This is a genomic window from uncultured Streptomyces sp. (assembly GCF_947488945.1).
Taxonomy (GTDB): domain Bacteria; phylum Actinomycetota; class Actinomycetes; order Streptomycetales; family Streptomycetaceae; genus Streptomyces.
In genome coordinates, this window is the sequence record NZ_CANLBS010000029.1 from 1 (window position 1) to 15,402 (window position 15,402).

At 72.4% G+C, this 15,402-nt stretch carries 15 protein-coding genes; 11 read left to right on the plus strand and 4 right to left on the minus strand.

Features of this window, described 5'->3' with window-relative positions; translation table 11 throughout:
- Positions 1–288: 288 nt before the first annotated feature.
- Together Q0994_RS30655 and Q0994_RS30660 are read right to left on the minus strand one after the other, a co-directional pair.
- Complete coding sequence (locus Q0994_RS30655) at positions 289–1,008, minus strand: 5-formyltetrahydrofolate cyclo-ligase (RefSeq protein ID WP_299541312.1); 720 nt, start codon at positions 1,006–1,008, stop codon at positions 289–291.
- 18 nt (positions 1,009–1,026) lie between these two features.
- Positions 1,027–2,193: a helix-turn-helix domain-containing protein gene (locus Q0994_RS30660; protein WP_299541314.1), complete on the minus strand. Its 1,167-nt coding sequence runs from the start codon at positions 2,191–2,193 to the stop codon at positions 1,027–1,029.
- A 288-nt stretch (positions 2,194–2,481) separates the two neighbouring features.
- On the opposite strand from Q0994_RS30660, the gene Q0994_RS30665 reads away from it, so the two are divergent.
- Genes Q0994_RS30665 through Q0994_RS30675 form a run of 3 tightly spaced genes read left to right on the plus strand, consistent with a single transcriptional unit; the run spans position 2,482 to position 3,643 of the window.
- Complete coding sequence (locus Q0994_RS30665) at positions 2,482–2,736, plus strand: hypothetical protein (protein WP_299541316.1); 255 nt, start codon at positions 2,482–2,484, stop codon at positions 2,734–2,736.
- Complete coding sequence (locus Q0994_RS30670; protein ID WP_299541318.1) at positions 2,733–3,065, plus strand: recombinase family protein; 333 nt, start codon at positions 2,733–2,735, stop codon at positions 3,063–3,065. The genes Q0994_RS30665 and Q0994_RS30670 overlap by 4 nt, the downstream gene beginning before the upstream one ends.
- Positions 3,062–3,643 (plus strand): ATP-binding protein, encoded by a 582-nt coding sequence (locus Q0994_RS30675; RefSeq protein WP_299541320.1) that lies wholly within the window; start codon positions 3,062–3,064, stop codon positions 3,641–3,643. Before Q0994_RS30670 ends, Q0994_RS30675 begins: the two co-directional genes overlap by 4 nt.
- 771 nt (positions 3,644–4,414) lie before the next feature.
- On the opposite strand, the gene Q0994_RS30680 is transcribed toward Q0994_RS30675, so the two are convergent.
- Positions 4,415–6,202 carry an IclR family transcriptional regulator C-terminal domain-containing protein gene (locus Q0994_RS30680; RefSeq protein WP_299541322.1) on the minus strand — a complete coding sequence of 596 codons (1,788 nt, stop codon included), beginning with the start codon at positions 6,200–6,202 and terminating at the stop codon, positions 4,415–4,417.
- A 264-nt stretch (positions 6,203–6,466) separates the two neighbouring features.
- Here Q0994_RS30680 and Q0994_RS30685 point away from each other — a divergent pair, with 264 nt between their 5' ends.
- The 8 genes from Q0994_RS30685 to Q0994_RS30720 all read left to right on the plus strand — a co-directional run bounded on the left by Q0994_RS30685 (position 6,467) and on the right by Q0994_RS30720 (position 14,480).
- Positions 6,467–7,237, plus strand: a complete 771-nt coding sequence (locus tag Q0994_RS30685) for a CoA transferase subunit A (protein WP_299541324.1) — start codon at positions 6,467–6,469, stop codon at positions 7,235–7,237.
- Positions 7,237–7,977 carry a CoA transferase subunit B gene (locus Q0994_RS30690; RefSeq protein ID WP_299541326.1) on the plus strand — a complete coding sequence of 247 codons (741 nt, stop codon included), beginning with the start codon at positions 7,237–7,239 and terminating at the stop codon, positions 7,975–7,977. Before Q0994_RS30685 ends, Q0994_RS30690 begins: the two co-directional genes overlap by 1 nt.
- Positions 7,974–9,188 (plus strand): thiolase family protein, encoded by a 1,215-nt coding sequence (locus tag Q0994_RS30695; RefSeq protein ID WP_299541328.1) that lies wholly within the window; start codon positions 7,974–7,976, stop codon positions 9,186–9,188. The genes Q0994_RS30690 and Q0994_RS30695 overlap by 4 nt, the downstream gene beginning before the upstream one ends.
- 8 nt (positions 9,189–9,196) lie before the next feature.
- Positions 9,197–9,967: a protocatechuate 3,4-dioxygenase subunit beta gene (gene pcaH, locus Q0994_RS30700; protein WP_299541330.1), complete on the plus strand. Its 771-nt coding sequence runs from the start codon at positions 9,197–9,199 to the stop codon at positions 9,965–9,967.
- Positions 9,967–10,569, plus strand: coding sequence for a protocatechuate 3,4-dioxygenase subunit alpha (gene pcaG / locus Q0994_RS30705; protein WP_299541332.1), 603 nt, complete (start codon positions 9,967–9,969; stop codon positions 10,567–10,569). Before pcaH ends, pcaG begins: the two co-directional genes overlap by 1 nt.
- Positions 10,556–12,001, plus strand: coding sequence for a lyase family protein (locus tag Q0994_RS30710; RefSeq protein ID WP_299541334.1), 1,446 nt, complete (start codon positions 10,556–10,558; stop codon positions 11,999–12,001). Before pcaG ends, Q0994_RS30710 begins: the two co-directional genes overlap by 14 nt.
- A 96-nt stretch (positions 12,002–12,097) precedes the next feature.
- Positions 12,098–13,306 (plus strand): 3-oxoadipate enol-lactonase, encoded by a 1,209-nt coding sequence (pcaD, locus tag Q0994_RS30715; protein WP_299541336.1) that lies wholly within the window; start codon positions 12,098–12,100, stop codon positions 13,304–13,306.
- A gap of 1 nt (position 13,307) precedes the next feature.
- Positions 13,308–14,480 (plus strand): 4-hydroxybenzoate 3-monooxygenase, encoded by a 1,173-nt coding sequence (locus tag Q0994_RS30720; protein WP_299541338.1) that lies wholly within the window; start codon positions 13,308–13,310, stop codon positions 14,478–14,480.
- 267 nt (positions 14,481–14,747) lie between these two features.
- On the opposite strand, the gene Q0994_RS30725 is transcribed toward Q0994_RS30720, so the two are convergent.
- Positions 14,748–15,293 carry a MarR family winged helix-turn-helix transcriptional regulator gene (locus Q0994_RS30725; RefSeq protein WP_299541340.1) on the minus strand — a complete coding sequence of 182 codons (546 nt, stop codon included), beginning with the start codon at positions 15,291–15,293 and terminating at the stop codon, positions 14,748–14,750.
- Positions 15,294–15,402: the final 109 nt, after the last annotated feature.

Below are 15,402 nucleotides of genomic sequence, written 5' to 3' on the forward strand. Positions count from 1 at the left end.
CTACGGCGTCGTCGGCGACCTCTTCGACGTCGTCCCCCAGCTCACCGAGGAGATCAAGACCCGCAAGGGCTGACCCCACCCCCTCTCCTCCCGTACCGCACCCGGGGGCCGCACGGACACCGGCACCGCACCAGCGACGCCGCGACCCGTACGGCCCCCGAGTCGTATCTGCCCACGGGCGGTACGGCCCGAGCCGTGCCGCCGAGGACGCGCCCGCCCTGCCGGACGAGCAGGGAAAGGCGGAGCCCATGGGAGGCCCCCAGGAGTCCACCGTCCGTAGCGGACGTTCTACCGGGCGCGCTGCTGCACTGCCAGCACCGGAATCGCCGCGATTTTTTCGGCCGTCAGGTCATCCCAGACCAAACCGGGCGGACGCCTGCGGTTGGTGCAGCGGATCACCTCGTCGGGCGTGACGATGTAGTCCACCGAAAAGTCGTGCTCCGTCTCCGGGATCTCATCCTCGACCACCTGGAGCGCATGAACGGGTGCGACGATCACGGTTGACTGAGTGACGAGGCCGGCCTCGACAAGAAGCGCTACCTCAAGGTCGGAGTACCCGGCACCCTTGCCGATGCGCGCTCCCGAACGGTTCACCGCGACGCTGCCGCAGACGACGACATCGATCGGGCGCATCCCATCCACGCCGACTCGCCGGGCAACCCGGGCCGCCCCCTTCTTCTCGGCGGCTTCACCAGCAGGAACGGTCAGCGTCTCGGGGTCGAGCAGGAAGAACGGTTCGAGGCTGGCCATCCTCGGCACCGCCATGTAGAGGAGCTTCCCGTCTTCCAGTGCGCGTGTCCGAATGGGGAGCTGCGCCCAGTCGGGATTGGCCTTGACCGTGGTCGCCTGCTGCCACTCGTCCAGCTCGGCCAAGCACTCCGCCGTGGCCTGCGTGCCGTAGAAACCGGGGATCTTCCCGTACGAGTCCGCCGGGGCACCGCCGCCGTCAATCAGGCGACGCCACACCTTCTCGCGCAGTGCCTGCTTGGCCTCGTCGATGTCTGCCACGCGCGTCCCCACCCGTTCTTAGATCGCTGCCATCAGGGCGAACAGCCGATCGTTGATCTCCTGCGCCCACGGTTCCTGCCGCCACTGCCGCAGCTCCCGCCCGGCAGAGAACGCCAGGTTAAGCCCACCACCCCCACGGGTCAGCTCGACAGCATCAATGGTGCGGTGCATGGCACTTGCGGCCTCATCGAGCTTGCCTTGGCGGATGAGGGCAAGCGTCAGGTTGCCCAGCGCGATGGCCTGGGACTTCTTCTTCCCCGCCAGGGCACGGGCGGTCATGCAGAGGATGGGCTCAGCCAGCTCCGGTAAGCCGAGGAAGAGGTAACACGATCCCGACAGCCGATTGAACTCGTTGACGGTGTAGTACTGGGCCGCCACGTCATCGGCGTCCACCCGATCGAACTGGGCTTCGGCCTTCTTGAGGGCGCTCTCGCACTCGGTGCGCGCGCCGGTCATGGCATGTCCCTCGGCCACGTGCAGCAGGGAGAGGCCGGTAAGGGAAGGGCTGGTTTTTTTCGCCACCTCGGCCGCCTGCTCGGCGAGCGTCGTCCCTCGCTGCGGGTTCTTCTCACCGTACAGCGCCACGAAGCTCATGCGCAGGGTGGCGTAGGACTCGACCGAGGCGTCGCGGACATGCCGCGCTGCCGACACCGCTTCTTTGAAGTACCCCATCGGGGCTTGGTGGTCGCGTCTCTGACTGACGTCCCACACCAGTTGCCCCATGAAGGTTGCCGAGTCGGCTTCGATCTCGAAGAGTGCCCGACGCACACGCGGGTTCGTGGCGTTCTCCCGGAGGAACTTCACCTGTCCGTGGAGGTGCCCCGCAGGACCGAGCAGCCCAGCGGACGACGCCTGGTCGTAGGACTCATCGAGTTGCCGAAGCTGCTCGTGCAGGTAGGCGACGGCAACCAAGTCGGCGCAGCCAGGGTGTTGGAGGACGTAGTTCATACGTTCGCTCGGTTGCCGCTGAATGACGGTAATGTCGTCCAACAGTTCTTGCAGTTGGTCGCCCGAGATGCCGAGCGCCTGTGCGAGTCTTGGACGGTGCCACGGCTGTGGTTCGGTCTCGGCGCTCTCCCACCGAACGACAGTGGTGCGCTCCACCCCCAGGACGGCAGCCAGTTCTTCTTGCGTCAAGCCGGAAACCTTCCGACGCTGGGCCAGCCGCACCCGCTTGGCTGCCATGTGTCACCTCTCCGGGGTGTAGGCCGAAATTTCACCATAGTCAGTTGGGGTACGTCGGTGCAGGCCGAACGGCCGATGCAACATCACTGCGTCATGGGTGCGTCACGCGTGCGGTGGGTTTTCGCAGGTCAGGCGGCTTTCCTGGTTGGCCGGACGGGGGATCGGTAGCGGCGGTACGCCTACCGTCGCCCCGGCCGTCCAGGCCCCCCAGGAGGACGGATGCGACCCGCCATGTTTGGTTACCTGCGCCTCTCGCCCAGTGGCGAAGAGAGCAACGAAGGCCGCTCAATGCAAAGCGAGTTGGAGGACTACGCCAACCACGAGGGATTCACCCTGGAGCGCGTGTTCACGGAGAACGCCCCCGGTTCCGAGCACGCCTTCTTCTCGATGGTTGAAAAGCTCCAGGGCTCAGAAGTGGAGAACGTGATCGTGCCCTCTCTGTGGCACTTCGCGCGCCTGCCCGGCCTCCAGGAGGCCATGCGGCAGCACATCGAACGAGAGATCGGCGCTCGTCTCTGGATTGTCCAAGGGGTACGGGGATGAGCCACAGCGAAGGTGCGCCGCTCCTCTTCGGCTACATGCGTGTTCCGGACGACATGACCGACGAGGAGGTGCAGCAGAAGCAGGCCGACATGGGCGCGTACGCCGAAGTCGAGGGCTTCACCCTGGCGACCGTGTTCCACGAGTTCATGAACGGCGGGGTCAACGTCTTCGACGAGATGGCCAAGGCCATACAGCACGTCGAAGCCCGGCACGTGATCGTGCCGTCCTACCGCGACCTGGCGCTGACCCGCCCTCTCCAAGACGCTATGACCCTGCATCTGGAACAGACGACGGGTGCGCAGATCGTCAGCTTGGACGAGCGCTCGTGATCCAGCACTCGGACGACGAAGAACCCTTTTACTTCTCGCAGCGCGCTCGCTTCATCGATCAGCTCAACCTCGCAGCAGTCGGCACGGCAGTGAGTGTGTCCCGTCACTTCATCCGGCTCACGCTCAGCAAGTGGCACGCCCGTTCCATCGAGGGGGACGCCGCCCTCGTCGTCTCCGAACTGGTCACCAACGCCGTCAAGGTGACGGGTGTCCTCGACCGGCAGCCGACGTGGGTGGAGCTGGAGACCTTGAGCCTTGTGACCGTGCGCCTGGTCGGCCTCGACGCCAGCGTCGTCATCGAGGTGTGGGACACCTCCCAGCAGATGCCCACCCTCCAAAAGCCAGACGACGACACCGAAGGTGGACGTGGCCTGCTGCTCGTCGAAGAGACGGCGAAGGACTGGGGCTCCTACCGGACGCCACTGGGGAAGTTGGTATGGGCGGAAATCCCGGTGCCCGAAGCCGCTCCCATGACGCTGCCGCAGCGTCGTAAGTCGGAGCGCTCCAACGTCAAGCCGGCGGCGCGGGCAGATCCCTGGCTTCTCAGAAGCCTGCTCGTCGGGCTCCAAACCATCTGATCATCCCGCAGCGCCGCGACCCGAAGAAGGAGGACGACGATGGGCACGACAAGGAGCTACCGCTTCCGGAGCTACACATGCCCCCCGATGGGCGAGACCACCTTCGCTGCGGCGTCCGTGTCGGGAGACGACGCCGACTGCGGAGCAGCCTCTGGTGAACAGGTCGAGAAGACCGATACTGACCGGTGGATCGCGGACACGTCCGCGACACCGGGCACGGTCGCTACCGGAGGACAGTGGCGGACTACGCGCTCGCGGAGCCGGGCGACTGGCAGTAACCCCAAGAGCTACCGCCCAGACAACAAACCAGGCTCCCTCTCCTGTGATGGGCGGTATGAATACGCTCCGGTCGTCCGGGTGTTCTTGTGCGCCCGTAGACGCTCGCACACGGTAAGACGATCATGAACGAGCTGTTGGGCACCATCGGCAGCGTGAAAACGCGGCTCGGTTCGGACTCAAGGCGGTGCACGGCACCAAAGGTCTGGGCATCATGCAGCTCCGCTTCCAGTTCGAGGCGTCCTGTCGGCGGGATGAAGCGTCGGCCCAACGGCCCATGTGATTCGAGGGCAAGGCGTCCGCTGTCGGCCCTGGGCGCGCGGGTGCGGGTGGCCTGAGAGCGCGATGGGCGCGGCCGGGCCGTACACCGTGCGCCGCGCGCCTGTGGGGCCCTCCGCGACGGGGCCAGCCTCCCGTGGTCACCCGTGGTCCCCTGGTCTCCCGCTGTCACCCGTGACGCGCGACGGCCGGGGCGCCTGCCCCGTCCCCTCGCGTTCAGGACACCGCCACCCTGGTGAACCGGTCCGCGATGTGGAGTTCGGCTTCGATGCGGTGGGCGGTGGCGCGGAGTCGGGGGAGGATCCGGTCCTCACACTCCTCGATCGTGCGGCTGCTGCTGTGCATGGCGACGTTGATCGACGCGACGGCGGTGCCCTCGCGGTCGCGGACGGGGACGGCGATGGAGCGCAGGCCCGCTTCCAACTCCTCGTCCACCAGGGCGTATCCGTCCTGTCGCACCCTGTCGAGTACGGCTTCGAGCGCGTCGCGGCGGGTCAGGGTGTGGGGGGCGAGGGGGCGGAGTTCGGTGCGGGCGAGGCCGGCGGTGAGGTCGGCCGGGGGGAGGCCGGCCAGCAGGACGCGCCCGAGGGAGGTCGCGTAGGCGGGGAAGCGGGTGCCCACGGTGATGTTGACGTTCATGATGCGGTGGGTGGCGGCGCGCGCGACGTACTGGACAAAGTCGCCGTCGAGTACCGCGAGCGACGCCGAGTCCTTGATGTGGCCGGCCAGTGCCGCGAGATGGGGCTGCGCGATCTGCGCCAGCGTCGTGCGGGAGAGCGGCGGGTAGCCGAGCCCGAGGACGCGCGGGGTGAGGCGGTGCTCGCGCCCGTCGGCGGCGGCGTAGCCGAGGTGTTCCAACGTGATGAGGGCCCGGCGCGCGGAAGCGCGGGAGAGCCCGGTGGCGCGGGCGACCGTGCTGAGGGTGAGGCTGTCCGCGCCGTCGCCGAACGCGGTCAGCACGGTGAGTCCGCGTGCGAGGGATTCGATGAACTCGCGGCCCAGCTCCTGTTTGGAGGCGGCCGTCCACGAGGCGAGTACGGGCGGCCCGCCCACCGGGGGGACGACCGCACCCGGCTCGCCGTCCACCACGCCCGCCGGACCCGGCACACCAGCCGGTCCCGCCGCGTCCGCCGCGCCCCCCGACCCGGCCGGCCCCGGCTGAGCCCCGCCGCCCGCGGCGTCACCGCCCGGGGCGTCACGCAGCCGGGCCTCCATCTCGTCCGCGGCGGCGCGCAGCCGCTCCAGCAGGCTGTCGCGCAGCCCCTGTGCGGTGTGCCGGCTCGTGTGGCTGACGACGCTCAGCACGCAGGCGACGCCGCCGGCCGGGGCGCGTACCGGGACGGCGAGGGCGATCAGGCCGGGTTCGATCAACTGGTCGTCCAGCGACCATCCTTCGGCGCCCGCGCGTGCGGTCCGCTGCTCGAAGTCGTCCTCGGCGGGGATCTCGCGGCGGGGCAGCGAGGGGAAACCTTCGCCGTCCGGGTCGGCGGCCCGGCGCTCGCGCCAGCCCCGCCAGTCGGCGGCGCCCCAGGCGGCGGCGAACAACGGTCCCGGTGCGGTGCGTTCGGCGGGCAGCAGGTCACCGATGCGGAAGCTGAGGGACATCGCCCGGCGGCGGGTGGCCTGGTGGACGAAGCGGATGCCGTCGCCGTCGGCCACGGCGAGGGAGACGGACTCGTCGAGTTCGTCGGCGAGCGCGTCGGCGCGGGCGCCGAGGAGGCCGGGCAGCCGGATGGAAGCCAGATAGGCATTGCCGACCTCCATCAGGCGGGGGGCCAGCGTGACGTCCCGGCCGTCGAGGCGCACGTAGCCCACCCGGGCGAGCGTGGTGGCGACGCGGTCCACGGTGGAACGGGCCAGGCCGGTCGCGCGCTCCAGCGCGCTGAGGCTCATCGCCCCGTCGGCGTCGGTGAGCCGGCGCAGGACGGTGATGCCGCGCATGAGCGGGGCGACGGCCTCGGCCGGTACCTGCGTCTCGGGCGGGAGGGTCCGGGTCGGTGGCATCAGTCCTCCGTCGGTGGGTCCGCGCGGCGGGCCTGCGGCGCGGGGGCGGTACGGGGGCGGTACGGGTCCGCGCGGCGGGCGGACCCGCCCCCATGTTTCCAGGTCACGGGCGGCGGCCGACCGGTCGCACGCGCGTCGGGTGCGGGGCCGCCGCGTGCCGTCGTCCTCCCCGTGACCATTGACAGGGCTCCGGAGCGGCGGCAGACTCCTCGCATCATAGTGAAGGAAACTTCACCATGCGAACACGACTGGATGGACGGTCCCATGGACAAGGTGGTCGCGGACGCGGCGCTGGCCGTGGACGACGTGCCCGACGGCGCGTCGATCGCGGTGGGCGGCTTCGGTCTCAGCGGAGTGCCGAACGTGTTGATCGACGCCCTCTACGCCCGCGGCGTCGGCGGCCTCGGCATCGTCTCCAACAACTGCGGAGCGATGGACTCCGGGCTCGCGGTGCTGCTCTCCGCCGGGCGCATCGGCCGGGTCACCGGCTCGTACATCGGCGCGAACAAGGAGTTCGCCCGGCAGTACCTGGCCGGCGAGCTGGAGGTCGAACTGATCCCGCAGGGGACGCTGGCGGAGCGTCTCAGGGCCGGCGGGTCCGGCATCCCCGCCTTCTACACCCCCGCCGGCGTCGGCACCCAGGTGGCCGAGGGCGGGCTGCCGTGGCGCTACGACGGCGCGGGCGGGGTGGCGCTGGCCTCCCCGGTCAAGGAGGTGCGCGAGTTCGACGGCACGGAGTACGTGCTGGAGCGCTCCATCCGCACCGACTTCGCCCTCGTCCGCGCCGCCCGCGGCGACCGGCACGGCAACCTGGTCTTCAACAAGGCGGCGCGCAACTTCAACCCGCTGGCGGCGATGGCCGGCCGGATCACGATCGCCGAGGTCGAGGAGCTGGTCGAGCCGGGCGAGATCGACCCGGACCACGTCCACCTGCCCGGCGTCTTCGTGCAACGCGTCGTGGCCCTCACCCCGGAACAGGCCGTGGACAAGAAGATCGAAAAGCGCACGGTGACCGAGCGGGAGGCGCGGGGCTGATGGCCTGGAACCGGAACGAGATGGCGGCGCGGGCCGCGGCCGAGCTGCGCGACGGCGAGTACGTGAACCTCGGCATCGGGCTGCCCACCCTGATCCCCAACCACCTACCGGACGGCGTCCACGTCGTCCTGGAGTCGGAGAACGGCATTCTGGGCACCGGCGCCTTCCCCTACGAGGAGGACGTCGACCCCGACCTGATCAACGCGGGCAAGGAGACGGTGACGGTCCGGCCCGGCGCGTCCTTCTTCGACTCGGCGCTCTCGTTCGGGATGATCCGCGGCGGCCACATCGACGCTGCGGTGCTCGGGGCGATGGAGGTGTCCGCCCGCGGCGACCTGGCCAACTGGGCGGTGCCCGGAAAGCTGGTGACGGGCATCGGCGGGGCGATGGACCTGGTGCACGGCGCCCGGCGGGTCATCGTCACGATGACCCACACCGCCAAGGACGGCAGCCCGAAGATCGTCGAGGAGTGCACGCTCCCGCTGACGGGCAAGCGGTGCGTGGACCGGATCATCACGGATCTGGCGGTGCTCGACGTGACCGAGGACGGTCTGCTGCTGGTGGAGACGGCGCCGGGGGTGGACGCCGAGGAGGTACGGGCGCGCACGGCCGCCCCGGTCCGCGTACCGTCCGCCGCGAACCCGTCCGACGCGCAGGACGACGCCGCAGGCCCGTCCGGCGCGTCCCCGTCCGGCGCGTCCCGGTCCGGGGCGACCGCATCCGAGAGGAACCGCTCATGAGTTTCCGTCCGCGCGACGTCTACGTCGTGGACGCCGTCCGCACCCCGATCGGCCGCTACAACGGCGCGCTGGCCCAGGTCCGCCCCGACGACCTCGCCGCGCACACGATCCGCTCACTGCTCGCCCGCACCCCCGACCTCGATCCCGCCCGGATCGGCGACGTGGTGCTCGGCAACGCCAACGGCGCCGGCGAGGAGAACCGCAACGTCGGCCGGATGGCGGCGCTGCTCGCCGGGCTGCCCGTCTCGGTCCCCGGCGTCACCGTCAACCGGCTGTGCGCCTCCGGGCTGGAGGCCGTGATCCAGGCGGCCCGCGCCATCGCGCTCGGCGACCACTCCCTCGTCGTCGCGGGGGGTGTCGAGTCCATGACCCGTGCCCCCTACGTCATGCCGAAGAGCGACCGGGCCTTCCCCGCCGGACACCCGGAGATGTTCTCGACCACCCTGGGCTGGCGCATGGTCAACCCGAAGATGGACCCGCAGTGGACGGTGCCGCTCGGCGAGAGCGCCGAACTGATCGCGGACAAGCACTCCATCGGCCGGGAGCAGCAGGACGCGTTCGCGCTCTCCTCCCACCGCAAGGCGTCCGCGGCGCGTGCCGCGGGGCTCTTCGACGGCGAGATCGCCCCGTTGACGATCCCGCGCCGCAAGGGCGACCCCCTGGTGGTGGACCGCGACGAATGCATCCGCGAGGACGCCTCCGCGGAGGCCATGGCGGCGTTGCGGCCGGCCTTCCGCACCGAGAACGGCACCGTCACCGCGGGGAACTCCTCGCCGCTGAACGACGGCGCGGCGGCGCTGCTGCTGGCCGACGAGGAGGGGCTGCGGGCCACCGGCCGCGAGCCGCTGGCCCGGATCACGGCCTCCGCGGTCTCCGCCAACGAACCGCACTACTTCGGTCTCGCGCCCGTCGAGGCCGTGAACCGGGCGCTGGAGCGGGCCGGCAAGTCGTTCGCCGACCTCGCCGCGCTGGAGCTCAACGAGGCTTTCGCGGCCCAGGTGCTGGGCTGCCTGGCCGAGTGGCCGGACCTCGATCCGGCGATCCTCAATCCGCGCGGCGGCGCGATCGCCATCGGCCACCCGCTCGGCGCCTCGGGCGCCCGGCTCGCCGGTTCGATCGCCCACCAGCTCAAGGCGGCCGGCTCGGGCACCGGCGTGGCCACGCTCTGCATCGGCGTGGGCCAGGGCTCGGCCCTCGTACTGGAAAGGTAGACACCCGCATGACCACACCGCTCACCCAGGGCGACATCAGTGCCGAGATCACCGGCGCCCGCGAGGAGTACGCGAAGTCCCTCGCCGGCGGCGCAGCGGTCCGGCCGCACCCCGACCGCGGTTACGCGCCGTACCGCAGCAGCGTGCTGCGCCACCCGAAGCAGCCGCTGCTGCCGGCGGGCGACCCGGAGGCGGTCGAGCTGACCGGACCGGCGTTCGGCGTCACCGACGTCACCGAGCTGGACAACGACCTGACCCGCCAGCACCTGGGCGAGCCGCTCGGCGAGCGGATCACGGTCACCGGCCGGGTCCTGGACCGTTCCGGCCGGCCGGTGCGCGGTCAGCTGGTGGAGATCTGGCAGGCCAACGCCTCGGGCCGGTACGCCCACCAGCGCGACCAGCACCCGGCGCCGCTCGACCCGAACTTCACCGGGGTCGGCCGCTGTCTGACCGACGACAGCGGCACGTACACGTTCACCACGATCAAGCCCGGCGCGTACCCGTGGCGCAACCACGTCAACGCGTGGCGTCCCGCGCACATCCACTTCTCGCTGTTCGGCACCGCGTTCACGCAGCGGCTGATCACCCAGATGTACTTCCCCGGCGATCCGCTCTTCGCGTACGACCCGATCCTGCAGTCGGTCACCGACGACGCGGCCCGCGAGCGGCTCGTCGGCGCGTACGACCACGACCTGTCCACCCCCGAGTACGCGCTCGGGTACCGCTGGGACATCGTCCTGGACGGTCCGTCCGCCACCTGGATCGAGGAGGGCCGCTGATGTCCCGTCCCACGCTTCCCGCTCCCCGGGCCGATCTGCCCCCCACGCCCTCCCAGACGGTGGGCCCGTTCTACGGGTACGCGCTCCCGTTCCCGGGCGGCGGCGACATCGCGCCGACCGGGCACCCGGACACCGTCGCCCTGCACGGGTACGTGTTCGACGGGGCCGGCACGCCGGTGCCGGACGCGGTGATCGAGGTGTGGCAGCCGACCCCGGACGGCTCGCGCACCGGCGTGCCCGGCTCCATGCGCCGCGACCCGGTGACCGGGGGCTTCCTCGGCCGCGACGGGCTGACCTTCACCGGCTTCGGGCGCGTGACCACCGACGCGGACGGCCACTTCGCGGTCCGCACCCTGCCGCCGGGCGGGGTGCCGTACGTGTCACTGGCGGTCTTCGCGCGCGGCCTGCTGCATCATCTGTACACCCGCGCCTACCTGCACGACGCGAGCGGCCTCGCGGCCGACCCCCTGCTCGCGGAGCTTCCCGCCGGACGCCGGGCCACCCTGGTCACGGCGCCCGAGCGGGACGGTGTGCACCGCTTCGACATCCGTCTCCAGGGCGACGGACAGCACGAGGAGACGGTCTTCCTTGACTTCGGCTGAAGCCGCGTCCGTCGCGGACGTCGGTCTGCTCTCCCCGGTCACGGCGGGCAGCGCCGTCGAGGGACTGACGGGTGACGCGGCCTACGTGCGGGCGATGCTCGACGCCGAGGTGGCGCTCACCCGCGCCCAGGCGGCGCTCGGCACGGCCCCGGCGACCGCGGCCGAGGCGGTCGCCGCGGCGGCGGCCCTGCCGGGCCGCTTCGACCCCCGCGACCTCGCGCTGCGCGCCCGCTCCGGCGGCAACCCGGTCATCCCGCTGGCCGCCGAACTGACCGCGGCCGTCCGGGAGTCCGACCCGGAGGCGGCGGTGTACGCGCACCGGGGCGCGACCAGCCAGGACATCCTGGACACCGCGACCATGCTGGTGGCCTCGCGGGCGCTGGAGCCGGTCCTCGCCGACCTGCTGCGGGTGGCGGACGCGCTCGGCGCACTGGCCGGCACGCACCGGGACACCGCCATGCCGGGCCGCACGCTGACCCAGCACGCGGTGCCGACCACCTTCGGGCTCAAGGCCGCGGGCTGGCGGTCCCTGGTGCTCGACGCGCACGACCGGCTCGCCGCCGCCCGCACCGCCCTGCCGGTGCAACTCGGGGGCGCGGCAGGCACCTTGGCGGCGTTCTCCGCCTTCGCCGAAGCCGAAGCCGCGCGCGGAGCCGGGGCCGGGGCGGGCGCCGAGGCGTCCGGGGCCGACGCCGGGCTGCCGTTGCTCGCCGCGTACGCCGCCGCGACGGGGCTCGCGGAGCCCGTGCTGCCCTGGCACGTGCTCCGCACCCCGGTGGCGGACCTCGGCGGCGCGCTGGCGTTCGCCGCGGGGGCCCTCGGCAAGCTGGCCGCCGACGTGGCGGTGCTCTCGCGGACCGAGATCGGCGAGGTGTCCGAGGGATCGGGCGGGGAGTCGTCCGCCATGCCGCACAAGGCCAACCCGGCACGGGCCACCCTGATCGCGGGGGCGGCCCGCCGGGTACCGGCCCTCGCCGGGGTCCTGTACGGCGGCCTCGCCGCCGAGGACGAGCGCCCGGCCGGCGCCTGGCACGCGGAGTGGCAGACCCTGCGGGACGCGCTGCGCGCGGTCGGCGGCGCCGCCGCGACGGCGGTGGAGCTGGCCGAGGGTCTCCGGGTCCATCCGGAACGGATGCGGCGCAACCTCGACGCCACCCACGGGCTGATCGTCACGGAACGACTCGTCGCGGTGTACGCGCCGCTGGCCGGCCGGGCCGAGGCGCGCGCGGCCGTGACCCGCGCGGGCGAGCGCGCGGTCCGCGAACGGACCTCGTTGCACGAAGCGTTGCGGGCCGAACCCGTCCTCGCTGAGCTGCTGCCCGAGGACCGGCTGCGCGAACTCACCGATCCCACCGGCTATCCGGGGTCGGCGGGCGCACTCGTGGACCGGGCGCTGGAGCGCCGCCCCACCCCCCACCGCCCGCGCACCTGACCCCCTCGCCGGGGCCGCCCCCGTGCCCGCCCCGTGCGGGCGCGGCGCTCCCCCACGGGGAACGCCCCGGCCCCACCGGACCGTCCAAGGAGTCCCATGACCTCCCGCCACACCGCGGGCCTGTTGCACCATCAGGTGGACGGCCCCGCTTCCGCCCCGCCGCTGCTGCTCGGCCCGTCCCTCGGCACTTCGCTCGCCGTGTGGGCCCCCCAGGTCGCCGGTCTGGCCCGCGCCCACCGGGTGGTGCGCTGGGACCTGCCCGGCCACGGCCGCTCCCCCGCCTCGCTGCTGCCCGGGGGCGCGAGCGTCGCCGACCTCGCCCACGAGGTGCTGCGGCTGGCCGACGCCCTCTCGCTCGACCGGTTCGCGTACGCCGGGATCTCCCTCGGCGGGGCCGTCGGGACCTGGCTCGCGCTCCACCACCCCGAGCGGGTGACCTCGCTCGCCGTGGTCTGCTCGTCGGCACGCTTCGGCGATCCGCAGAACTGGCGGGACCGGGCGGCGCAGGTCCGTGCGGCCGGGACCGGCCAGGTCGCGGACGCGTCGGCCGGCCGCTGGTTCACCCCCGCCTTCGCGGCGGATCCCGCGGCCCGGAACCTCGTCGAGGACATGCGGTCCGTCGATCCGGCCGCGTACGCCACGCTGTGCGACGCGCTCGCCGCGTTCGACGTCCGCGCGGAGCTGGCCGGGATCGCCGCACCGACGCTGGTGGTGGCCGGGCGGGACGACCCGGCGACGCCGGTGGCCCACGCCCGGGAGCTCGCCGACGGGATTCCGGGCGCCGGGCTGGTCGAGGTGCCGGGCGCCGCGCACCTGGCGGGGGTCGAGCGCCCGGAGCCCGTACTGGCCGCGCTGCTGGGCCACTTCGGGCCGGCCGCCACCGGCTCGCCGGACGACGACGGCACCCGGCACGCGGCCGGACTGTCGGTGCGCCGCCAGGTGCTCGGCGACGAGCACGTGGACCGCGCCGTCGCCCGCACCACCCCGTTCACGTCCGTCTTCCAGGACTTCATCACCCGCTACGCGTGGGGTGAGGTGTGGACCAGGCCCGGCCTCGACCACCGGACGCGCCGCTGCCTCACCCTCACCGCGCTGGTCGCCCTCGGCCACCACGCCGAGCTGGAGATGCATCTGCGTGCCGCGTTGCGCAGCGGCGACCTGACCCCCGGCGACGTGCAGGAGGTACTCCTGCAGGCCGCCGTCTACTGCGGGGTCCCGGCGGCCAACGCCGCGTTCGCGCTCGCCGACCGCGTTCTCGCGGAGACCTCCCCCGCCCCGGCGGAGCACCAGCACGAGGAGAACTAGCATGCACACCACTGTGGGAATCGTCGGCGGCGGGCCCGCCGGGCTTCTGCTGTCCAGAATCCTCCACCGGGCCGGCATCGACTGCGTGGTCCTGGAGAGCCGGGACCGGGAGTACGTCGAACAGCGTCAGCGCGCCGGCATCCTGGAGCAGTCCACCGTGGACGCCCTGCGCGAGGTGGACGCGGCCGAACGCCTGGACGCCGAGGGCCTGGTGCACGACGGCGTCGAACTGCGCTGGGAGGGCCGGGCGCACCGGATCGACTTCCCGTCGCTGACCGGCGGCCGCAAGGTGTGGGTGTACGCGCAGACCGAGGTCGTCAAGGACCTGATAGCCCTGCAACTGGTGGACGGTGCGGCGCTCCACTTCGGGGCCGAGGTGCGGTCCGTCGAGGGGGCCGACACCGACCGGCCGACGATCCGCTACGCACACGAGGGCCAGGACAAGACGCTGACCTGCGACTACGTGGTGGGCTGCGACGGCTTCCACGGAGTGGTGCGCGCCGCGGTGCCGGAGTCGGTGCGGCGCACGTACGAACGGGTCTATCCCTATTCGTGGTTCGGGATCCTCGCCGATGTCGCCCCCTCCTGCGACGAGCTGATCTACGCGCACTCACCGCGCGGGTTCGCCCTGCACAGCATGCGCTCGCCCGAGGTGAGCAGGCTCTACCTCCAGGTGCCGAACGGCACGGACCCCGCCGCGTGGTCGGACGAGCGGATCTGGGACGAGCTGGACGCCCGGTTCGCGCTGCCGGGCTGGAAACTGGAGCGGGGCCCGATCACCTCCAAGAGCGTGCTGCCGATGCGGAGTTCGGTGACGGAGCCGATGGCGTACGGGCGGGTGTTCCTGGCCGGTGACGCGGCGCACATCGTGCCGCCGACCGGCGCGAAGGGCCTCAACCTGGCCGCCGCGGACGTGGTGGTCCTGGGCCGGGCGCTGGTCCGCCTGCACGGGACGGGCTCGTCCGACCTGCTGGACGCGTACTCGGACACCTGCCTGCGGCGGGTGTGGCGGGCGGAACACTTCTCGTACTTCATGACCACGACGCTGCACACGGACCCGGAGCAGAGCGAGTTCGACACCCGCCTCCAGGTCTCGCAGCTCGACCGGATCGCCGCGTCCCCGCACGCGGCGGCCGAACTCGCCATGAACTACGCGGGCCTGCCGCTGCCGTAGCGGTCCGGCGGGCAACTGCCGGGAGGGGCGGGCAGGGCCCGACCGGGGCCGCCCGCCGTCGCGCCGCACCCCGGACTTCGCACCGCCCGGGCGCGGTCGTCCTCGGCGCGGTCGTCGCGGGCGTCACCCTGCTCGTACGGAACTGACCGCGTCCGCACGCGCACCGGTACGGCCGGCGTACGCGCCCCGTTCCGGGCTCCCGCAGGGCAGCCCGGAACGGGGCGCGTACGCCGCACTCCCGCACCGGCGGCGCGGCGCACCGTGCCCCTACTCCCCCCGCGCCGCGCGCCGCGCCTCCGGCGTACGCGACTCCAGGTCGACGACCAGCTCCCGGAGCCCGGCCGCCAGCGTCTCGCGGTCCTCGGCCCCGAGGGACTTGAGCAGGTCGGACTCGAAGGCGAAGTGGCCGTCCAAATCGCGGTCGAGGTCGGCGACGCCCTCCGGGGTCAGCCGCACCAGGCTGGAGCGCCCGTCGGCCGGCGAGGCGGCGCGGGTGATCCACCCCTCGTCCTCCAGCCGCTTGAGCCGCCCGGTCAGCCCGGCGGCGGAGACCAGCATGCCGCGCCGCAGTTCGGTCGGGGTGAGCGCGTACGGCGGACCGGACCGCCGGAGCGCGCGGAGCACGTCGAAGTCGCCCAGGTTCGCCACGACCATGCCGGGCCGCCGCCGCAGCCTGCGGTTCTGCGCGTCCTCGATGAGGTGGCCGAGTCGCTGGATCCGGGCGAGCACCTGGCTCGGGGACGCGTCGAGCCGCGGGCACGCGACCGCCCACTCGCCGGCGGCCCGGTCGATGGCGTCTTCGTCGGCCGTCATGTCGTTCACTCCGCATCCAAGGCGCCGGACTTCTCGGGACATCCTAGGCAGGGCCGGTGCCGGCACCCGCCCGCTCGTCATTTATTTCGTTCGCGTACTAGTTGTATCG

Coding starts and splice junctions, on each gene's coding strand:
- pcaG (WP_299541332.1), top strand. CDS start 9,967: ATGTCCCGTCCCACGCTTCCCGCTCCCCGGGCCGATCTGCCCCCCACG.
- Q0994_RS30665 (WP_299541316.1), top strand. CDS start 2,482: ATGCAAAGCGAGTTGGAGGACTACGCCAACCACGAGGGATTCACCCTG.
- pcaD (WP_299541336.1), top strand. CDS start 12,098: ATGACCTCCCGCCACACCGCGGGCCTGTTGCACCATCAGGTGGACGGC.
- Q0994_RS30680 (WP_299541322.1), bottom strand. CDS start 6,202: ATGCCACCGACCCGGACCCTCCCGCCCGAGACGCAGGTACCGGCCGAG.
- Q0994_RS30660 (WP_299541314.1), bottom strand. CDS start 2,193: ATGGCAGCCAAGCGGGTGCGGCTGGCCCAGCGTCGGAAGGTTTCCGGC.
- Q0994_RS30725 (WP_299541340.1), bottom strand. CDS start 15,293: ATGACGGCCGACGAAGACGCCATCGACCGGGCCGCCGGCGAGTGGGCG.
- Q0994_RS30670 (WP_299541318.1), top strand. CDS start 2,733: ATGAGCCACAGCGAAGGTGCGCCGCTCCTCTTCGGCTACATGCGTGTT.
- Q0994_RS30690 (WP_299541326.1), top strand. CDS start 7,237: ATGGCCTGGAACCGGAACGAGATGGCGGCGCGGGCCGCGGCCGAGCTG.
- Q0994_RS30695 (WP_299541328.1), top strand. CDS start 7,974: ATGAGTTTCCGTCCGCGCGACGTCTACGTCGTGGACGCCGTCCGCACC.
- pcaH (WP_299541330.1), top strand. CDS start 9,197: ATGACCACACCGCTCACCCAGGGCGACATCAGTGCCGAGATCACCGGC.
- Q0994_RS30685 (WP_299541324.1), top strand. CDS start 6,467: ATGGACAAGGTGGTCGCGGACGCGGCGCTGGCCGTGGACGACGTGCCC.
- Q0994_RS30720 (WP_299541338.1), top strand. CDS start 13,308: ATGCACACCACTGTGGGAATCGTCGGCGGCGGGCCCGCCGGGCTTCTG.